The organism is Cytophaga sp. (assembly GCF_051961495.1).
GTDB lineage: Bacteria > Bacteroidota > Bacteroidia > Cytophagales > Cytophagaceae > Cytophaga.
The window spans coordinates 1-7,568 of sequence record NZ_JBQCDF010000267.1 but is presented as its reverse complement, the minus strand read 5'-3'; the positions used below and the strand labels follow the sequence as shown (position 1 = coordinate 7,568).

Sequence of the window (7,568 nt, the reverse complement as noted above, 5' to 3'; positions counted from 1 at the left end):
CGATATTCATTTATAAAGGTGTTTTTCAGGATTCTAAACAACCACGCTTTGGCATTAGTTCCCTTTTCGTATGAATCAAAAAAACGATAAGCCTTCAAAAAGGTTTCCTGTACCAGGTCATTTGCATCATCTTCATCCAAGGTTAACCGGTAACCAAAGTTATAAAGTGGTCCAATGAGGTGCATAAACTCCTTTTCAAAAAGGCTGTCTTTTTCTTCCTTACTTTTATATCTGGTTTTGGAATTTTGCTCCTCCATTCAATCAATATTGTCTATATTTACAAACGCTATCGTTTTGTAACTAATATCAAATATACACTTTTTTGTTAAAGTTGTAGAAAATGACTCAAGTCCTTTCATGAAAATATCCTTTAAAAATCTTCAGTCTTCATCATTTCTCAATTACTGGTTTATAACTGCCGGAAGCATAGCACTTACCGGAATCTTTTTTTCAAGAGCTATGATCAGCATCGGTATGATTGGTATCGTACTGCTGTATTTCCTCAATCAGGGCTGGAAATTCAATCCGCTGAAACAGAAAGGAAGCCTGGTCCTGTTGTTTCTGGCTCCTATACTGTTTATTTATTTAATCGGAGGTATATGGACCGAAGATTATGCATACTGGTTAGAGCGGATTCAGGTAAAAATACCTTTGTTATTTTTACCTCTGGGCTTTATGGCCATGCAGGAGGTTGTGAACCGCAGGTCGGTCGACATACTTGTTTTACTGTTTATCTGTTTGTGTACAGCAACGGCAATAGGCAGTTTCGCTTATTACCTCATGCATTATAAAGAGATTACGGAATCTTATAAGCATGCAAAAACAATCCCTACAATCATTGAACATATCCGTTACAGCTTATTGCTTTCAATAGCATGTTATGCCGTAGTGCAGGCCTATACAAGTTCAACGGTACTTTCTACACCATTGCAGAGGCGATTAGTTGCAGCCATGGGGATTTTTATTTTTATCTTTATTCATATTCTATCTATACGCAGTGGCTTGCTGGCACTGTATGCCACGGGCCTTGTCTGGCTGTTTATAAAAGTGCTGGAAAGCGGAAATAAAAAATTATTGTGGCTGATTCCGGCTGTGTGTGCCTTTCTCGTTTCCATGTATTTTTTCGTGCCATCATTGCATAACAAAGTAGATTACATGATTCGCGATGTGAGCCGTTTTGTTACAGGTAAAAGTGTGAATAATTATTCGGATGGGAACCGTTTATTGTCTATGAAAATTGGCGCGCAGATAGGCGCAGAGCACCCTGTGATCGGTGTTGGGAGCGGAGATGTGCAGCAGGCAATGAATGAAGTGTACCAGAAAGAATATCCTGATATTGACCAGCACAACTGGCTCATCCCGCATAATCAGTTTGTGTACGTATTTACAGCCTTAGGTTTTTCAGGATTAATCATTTTCCTGATCTGCCTGGTTTATCCGGTAACTCGCAAAGAGGTGCTGAATGATTTGCTCTGCGTAGCCGTACTGGTAGGCGCATATACATCTTTCTTATCTGAAGCTACATTGGAACTGCAGCAGGGAATTGTACTGGTGAGTTTATTATTCAGCATTGCATATATTCGTATCGCTTCAAAATAAAAATATGACCTGGCTGATTGTTGGATGTATCTGTTTGATTTTATTTTTTGCATGCTCTGGACAAGGCGTGCCGATCTGGCTGTTTCATCAGGTGAATCCGGATTCAAATACGAAACCTGAACAACTGGAAGCTTTCTTTCGTTATTTGTCAAAGCATGGATACAAAACCTATACACTAAAAGAAGTAGAGGCTCTCAGGCAAGCGAATCAAAAGCTTCCGAAGAAATCGTTGATATTGACCTTTGATGACGGGTATTACGATAATTATTCCATCGTATTTCCCCTGCTTAAAAAATATAAGCTTAAAGCTATTTTCTTTGTTAATACACTTTTTATAAAAGAACATGCAGACAGAAGTATTCAAGCTATTGAAAAATCGGATGTGGTAAATGCAGCATTAATTGAAAATTATTTTCAGCAGCGGGATGCTTCCAGTAGCCAGTATTTTACCTGGGAAGAAATGCGTGAAATGGAAGCGTCGGGTTTGGCAGATATTCAGTGCCATTCACACCGGCATGGAATGGTTTTTTCTGATACAACATTCAAAAACATTGTGCAGGAATCCTTTACTTCAGCAGGCGATAAGTTTGTGCATAATGGTAAAGCCAGGCCCGGTTATCCGCTATTTAAAATGCGCGGCGAGCTTTCAGCACAAGGCTATATATTGGATACAGCAGGTAGTGATTTGTTTAAAGATTTTTTCGAGAAAAATCTCATCACTAAGCCAAAGAAAGAAATTCTTAAACAAGCGCGTAGTTTTTTTACAAAAGAGTTTAAGATGCAGCATATTTATCCGTACTCAGAAACAGAATTTAAAATGCGGGTGGAAAAAGATATGACTGAAAATATTACTCATATTGAACAAAACCTGCGCGACAAGAAAGCCATTGGCTTTGCCTGGCCTTACGGACACCAGACAAAAATATCCATGCCCTGGATGAAGGCATTAGGCATCAGTTATTTTTTTACTTGTAAGAAGGGAACAAATACCCGCAGCTTGAATCCTGATTTTATTTACAGGATGGAATTAAGAAAAGTAACAGCAGTAAAGCTGATCTGGCTTACAAAGATCAATTCGAATATTGCATCAGGCTGGTTATACCGTTGGCTGAGCTAAGGTAAGGAATAAAGCTTCGTATTGTTTTTGTATTGTAGTACTTGACAATTCAGTAACAGCAAATGTGTAAGCACTATTGATATATATATCAGAGGGATTATCCAGACAAGTATTTAAATAGCTTGTTATTGTTTCAGCATCTCCAACATCCGCAAGATAACCTCTGTTTTCAACGAGTTCTTTTAAACCTCCTGCATTGGTGCTTACTACAGGTATTTTATTCAGGAAAGCATCGATCACACTGCTGCCGAACCCTTCATTCCTGGAGGTCATCACAAAGACATCAAACATGGAATACAGCTCTTCAATGGCTGGCGTTTGCCCCGGGAAAAAGTACACGGATTCCAGGCCTTTTATTTTAACAAGCTCTTCGATCTCATTTTTTAAACTGCCGCTGCCAAAATGCAAAAAGATAAAATCATTGCGTTGCGCGTGCAGCAGCGCAATAGATTCTACGAGTGTATGAGGATCCTTTTCCTGTTCGAAAGCAGCCGTGGCAGCGATCATCTTTTTTCCCGTTTGTAAGTATGTGTTATATTCTTTTTGAATCCGGATAGTATTTGGCTCTATGAAAACAGAGGCATCATAAATGACTTGTACAGGTACTGTAATGCCAGCTGCAGTCAGCTGTGATTTTATATACGCTGATACAGTAGTAATGGCATGTGCTGCATTATATTTCCATTTTGAAAATGCCGATGAAGGGATTTTATAATGTCTTCTGGAAAAGACAATTTTTGTTGAATGAAATATTTTTGAAACAACGCAGGATGTTAATGATTTTGCTGTATGTGTATGAATAATATCAAATGACGAAGCGTTGTAAATTAAGTAAAACAACAAACCAATATTTGATGAAACAGTAACATGGGGAATGTTTTTTTCAAGTGCCTTTGTATGTAAGGAAGAGTTTTTTTTACAAAGCAATGTTACTGCATGACCCAGCTGAAGCAGTCCTTCAACGGTCAGTAGTGTTTGCTTTTCGCCTCCGCGCCAGCAACGCTCTGTATTTATTTCCAGTATACGCATACCTACTGAATCTTTTTGAGTTTGCTGTATTTGCTTTTGGTATAATGGTAATTCAGGCAGGCAATTTTAAAGCCCATTGCACCATCCAGCAATCCAAGTTTGAAAAAATATTCTTTGATGAATGTAAATGCCGGACTCAGGTATACTTTAATCCAGGTAGATTTTTTGCCACGTTCTTTTAAACGCTGTGCAAACAGATCCGTATATTTTTCAGACTTTGCAGTATAGTCTTCCAGGGAATCGTAAGAATAGTGATGAATCGTTCCTGTAAGTGTTACAATATCGGTATCGGCAGATAGCTTTAATGTTTCATGTACAGCCAGCGCATCCCATTCTGTATATTTTTTATTGAACAAACGGATATGAAACTGCGGATTCCAGCCGCCGTAACGAACTAGTGTATTGCAGAAATAAGTTTTAAAAGGAATATTGAAAACCTGTTTTTCAGAACTGAATTTCAAGTTCGTTAACTCCTGCAGCAATTCTGCTGATACAACTTCATCAGCATCTATGGATAAGATCCAATCGTATTTCGCGTATACATGTCCGGCATTTTTCTGACTGCCGTATCCCGTCCATGTTTTTTGAATAAACGTAACCCCTAAGCTTTCGCAGATGTCTTTAGTAGCATCAGTACTGAAAGAATCGATCACAATGATATCATCCGTTAAGGAAGAAACGGCTTCAATTGTTTTTTTGATTTTATTTTCTTCGTTAAAAGTGATCAGTACAACCGATATATTTGTTGGGTTATGCATGCCTGTTTAATCCGTTTATGCAAAAGATAAGACCTTCTTTTATTTTCCTGTTCATGATTACCGTATTATACTGCACATCACTTTCCTGATAATTTGAGTCATGATGCAAGTGATAAACGATCGCTTTGAATTTGATCGGTACAATGGAATAACCTGATTTTAAAAGGCGCCATTCAATGTCTGAATCTTCGCCTACACCAGCTTTTTCATAGTCTTCATCAAAACCATTAATCTCAACGAGCGCCTTTTTTAAAATAGAAAAATTACATCCTAAAAGTCCGCGTTTTTTCTTTTTCGGAATCCAGGAATAAGGAAGATAAATCGATTCTTCTATATGTTTTGAACCTGATAGTAATAATTTAAAATAGGAGAGGGATGTGAATGTTTTGTCAACAAGTAAACGATTTGTAATGGATGGGGAAAGCATTACTCTTCTTCCTGAAAGAATGCCTTTCTCCGTTGTGTTGATATAGTGTTCCTTAATACATTCTTTATGCGGGATACAATCGCCATCAAAGAAAATAAGCACTTCTCCGGCAGATTGACGGATAGCTTCATTTAAAATCCTGTTCTTTCTGAAACCTTTGTCTTCCTGCTGCACTACTTTAAGCGGGAAAGAAACTTTTTTCTGATAGGATTCAATAAATGTTTTAGTGGCAGGATCATTATTATCTTCGGCAATAATAACTTCAAATTCGTTGAAGGTCTGCAGCGCTAAACCCTGCAGGATAAGTTCGAGGTAATTGATTTTTTTATAATAGCCTATGATAACAGATGCTTTCATTTATAAAGATGAATACGTTTATTTTTTCTGACCAATAACATACGGAGGGAATTTCCAACGGTTTTTCCTGCCTCTTAGTTTTCGTAAGTTTTTCGATATAAATGAAAGGGATTCATATTCGAGTTTAGGTTGGATCAATACATCCGGACGTATGGAATCTACATCCAGGATCATTTCTGCCACTGTATGTGCAGGCAGGTGATGCGCAAAAAACTCCGCAAGTACCATTCTGAATTCTTTTAGTTTCCAGTAATGAAATACATAGTCGGTAGATTTATGTATGGTGCCATGTTGTGCCAGCTGGTGCGAAAATGCAAGTTGCTCTACTACATGCGAAGTGAATTTGTCAAAAATGACATCGTTCGTATGAAGAACCTTGTCAAGTAATTCTTCCCTGGGAGAAATGAATCCTATAATACCGGCATTCCACATTGTTACATTTACAGGAATAGGAGTATTGTTTTCTTTTAAATAGGAGGCGTGCGAAGAAAGGAATGCAAAGAATTTTTTGCATACGTTGTTTTTTACAACATCCACACGTCCTTCGTTATTACACATCAGAAAGTCTGTCGGTCCGATCTGATCGAATAATGATTCAATCGGATTTAAAAAATAAATATCAGAATCTGTGTAGATAATTTTTCCGGTGAAACGTGCCGAGCAATCCTGTAATACTTTAATTTTAACTCTGTGTATAAATTTATGCGGCCCTTTGTAATCTTCTATTGTTGCAGCATCCATCTCAACAAACGTTATGTAAGAAGATGGCAGGAAAGAAAAATATTCTTTTCTGTCTGTATAAATAACGATGTGAGTTTTATCAGGGTTAAATCCGTGTTTTAATAAGCTCAATATAGAATAACAGCATTCATTCAAAATATCCGTGCTGCCATAGGATTGATAAACCAGGTAATTCATCCGTTATTGTTATTTATATTTTTTTATAGTTTTTATATTCGCCGATTCTCCAGCCAGTCAGGCTTTCAACAATAGCCTTGAATTTATTCTTAAAAGAAAGTTTCTTTTTACTGAAGTCGAATTTGAATTTCCAGTTTTGTCTGGTAATGCGTGGGATCATCACTTGCGGATGCGTACCAGTAAATGCTTTTAACGAATCAACTTCTGAATAATCAAACATTTCAATTTCCGGAATCTTTGATTCAATCCATTGGTCGCTATGCCAGTATTTTGAAAATGATTTTGCCTTTTCGATCTGGTAATGCGGATTTTTTACCCAGCCATAATGATATACAAAGGCATCAATTTGTTTTACAAATAGTTTTCTGCCTGCTTTCCGGAAACCTTGTGCATCTTTGTAAGAACGGATCTGCGGATCTTTTCGTACAATGCGGATTTCACGCCTGTACCAGCTGGGTGCATCACCCACATATTCATATGAGCCAAAAAAATGTTCGTATTTGAAAAGTAACCCTTCAACGTTTTTGTTCAATGCATATTTTTGCATGCCTTCCTGAATGGCTGGCAGATATTTTTCATGTACAACTTCATCACCCTGGATATAAAAACACCAATCCACATCATCGGATATAGCGTCCATCGCTTTATCCGTTTCTACAGCAAGTACTTTACCGCCTTCGCGTAAAGACTCGTCCCAGACAGTATGAATGATTTTTATTTTAGGAGACCCTATGGATAAAATAAGCTTTTCTGTTTCATCTTCAGAACTGCCCACTGCTACAACGAATTCATCGCAAACAGGCAATATAGAAGTAATGGCTTCTACGATCGGGTAATCATATTTTATGGCGTTCCTAATAAAGGTAAATCCTGCAACTTTCATAATCCCTCAATTTACCGCAAGATAAGTAAAAGTAGGGATACTCAATTTAATAAAACAGTAACATTAGTAACTGCTGCTCACTGCATGACTTTCTTCGGGCTTTTTTTCCGGAATGCCGTTTTTAATTAATTGATTGTAGATGTCTACATAATCCTTATGTTGAAATGAGCTCACATGGATTTTTCTGGAATTAAAAAAAATAGTGATTTCCTTCCAGTTGTAGTGGTGATCCCTTTTGTTCATGATTGTATAGCATAAGGCCTTGCAGAATGCATGTGTTTTATTTTTACCAATGAGCGGGTGAACAACCACCTCGGTTTTTGTAATGTCTATTTTTTTTGTTGTAATCAGGTTGTATATGGCGCCAATACAAACAATACCCCACAATGCTATTGCGGAAATATCAAGGTAATCACAATTGATCTGCGCTGCTTTGGTAAAGGCGACCAGCATAAAGATGGAAACAGCTATTAAAATCAA

The 7,568-nt window shown here is 37.5% G+C and carries 9 protein-coding genes; 2 read left to right on the top strand and 7 right to left on the bottom strand.

The annotated features are described in order from the left end of the window. On the bottom strand, nucleotides 1-257 hold a 257-nt coding region (locus ACTHJT_RS14805), incomplete at its 3' end, for a sigma factor (protein WP_440239570.1). A gap of 100 nt (nucleotides 258-357) precedes the next feature. On the opposite strand from ACTHJT_RS14805, the gene ACTHJT_RS14800 reads away from it, so the two are divergent. Further along, the gene (locus tag ACTHJT_RS14800; RefSeq protein WP_440239568.1) at nucleotides 358-1,599 is read left to right on the top strand and encodes an O-antigen ligase family protein; all 1,242 of its coding nucleotides are present in this window, start codon (nucleotides 358-360) and stop codon (nucleotides 1,597-1,599) included. A 4-nt stretch (nucleotides 1,600-1,603) separates the two neighbouring features. Then, nucleotides 1,604-2,716, top strand: coding sequence for a polysaccharide deacetylase family protein (locus tag ACTHJT_RS14795; protein ID WP_440239566.1), 1,113 nt, complete (start codon nucleotides 1,604-1,606; stop codon nucleotides 2,714-2,716). On the opposite strand, the gene ACTHJT_RS14790 is transcribed toward ACTHJT_RS14795, so the two are convergent. From ACTHJT_RS14790 to ACTHJT_RS14765, 6 genes are all read right to left on the bottom strand, one after another. Next, the gene (locus ACTHJT_RS14790) at nucleotides 2,696-3,745 is read right to left on the bottom strand and encodes a glycosyltransferase (RefSeq protein WP_440239564.1); all 1,050 of its coding nucleotides are present in this window, start codon (nucleotides 3,743-3,745) and stop codon (nucleotides 2,696-2,698) included. The genes ACTHJT_RS14795 and ACTHJT_RS14790 overlap by 21 nt on opposite strands. A 2-nt stretch (nucleotides 3,746-3,747) precedes the next feature. Beyond that, a complete protein-coding gene (locus tag ACTHJT_RS14785; protein WP_440239562.1) occupies nucleotides 3,748-4,503 on the bottom strand; it encodes a glycosyltransferase family 2 protein in 756 nt (251 codons plus the stop codon). Further along, a complete protein-coding gene (locus ACTHJT_RS14780; RefSeq protein ID WP_440239560.1) occupies nucleotides 4,496-5,287 on the bottom strand; it encodes a glycosyltransferase in 792 nt (263 codons plus the stop codon). The genes ACTHJT_RS14785 and ACTHJT_RS14780 overlap by 8 nt, the downstream gene beginning before the upstream one ends. 18 nt (nucleotides 5,288-5,305) lie before the next feature. Beyond that, nucleotides 5,306-6,205 carry a hypothetical protein gene (locus ACTHJT_RS14775; protein WP_440239558.1) on the bottom strand — a complete coding sequence of 300 codons (900 nt, stop codon included), beginning with the start codon at nucleotides 6,203-6,205 and terminating at the stop codon, nucleotides 5,306-5,308. Between the two features lie 13 nt (nucleotides 6,206-6,218). Next, nucleotides 6,219-7,088, bottom strand: coding sequence for a glycosyltransferase family 2 protein (locus ACTHJT_RS14770; protein ID WP_440239556.1), 870 nt, complete (start codon nucleotides 7,086-7,088; stop codon nucleotides 6,219-6,221). 63 nt (nucleotides 7,089-7,151) lie between these two features. Further along, nucleotides 7,152-7,568, bottom strand: a 417-nt coding sequence (locus ACTHJT_RS14765; protein WP_440239554.1) for a hypothetical protein, incomplete at its 5' end; no start/stop codon positions are given.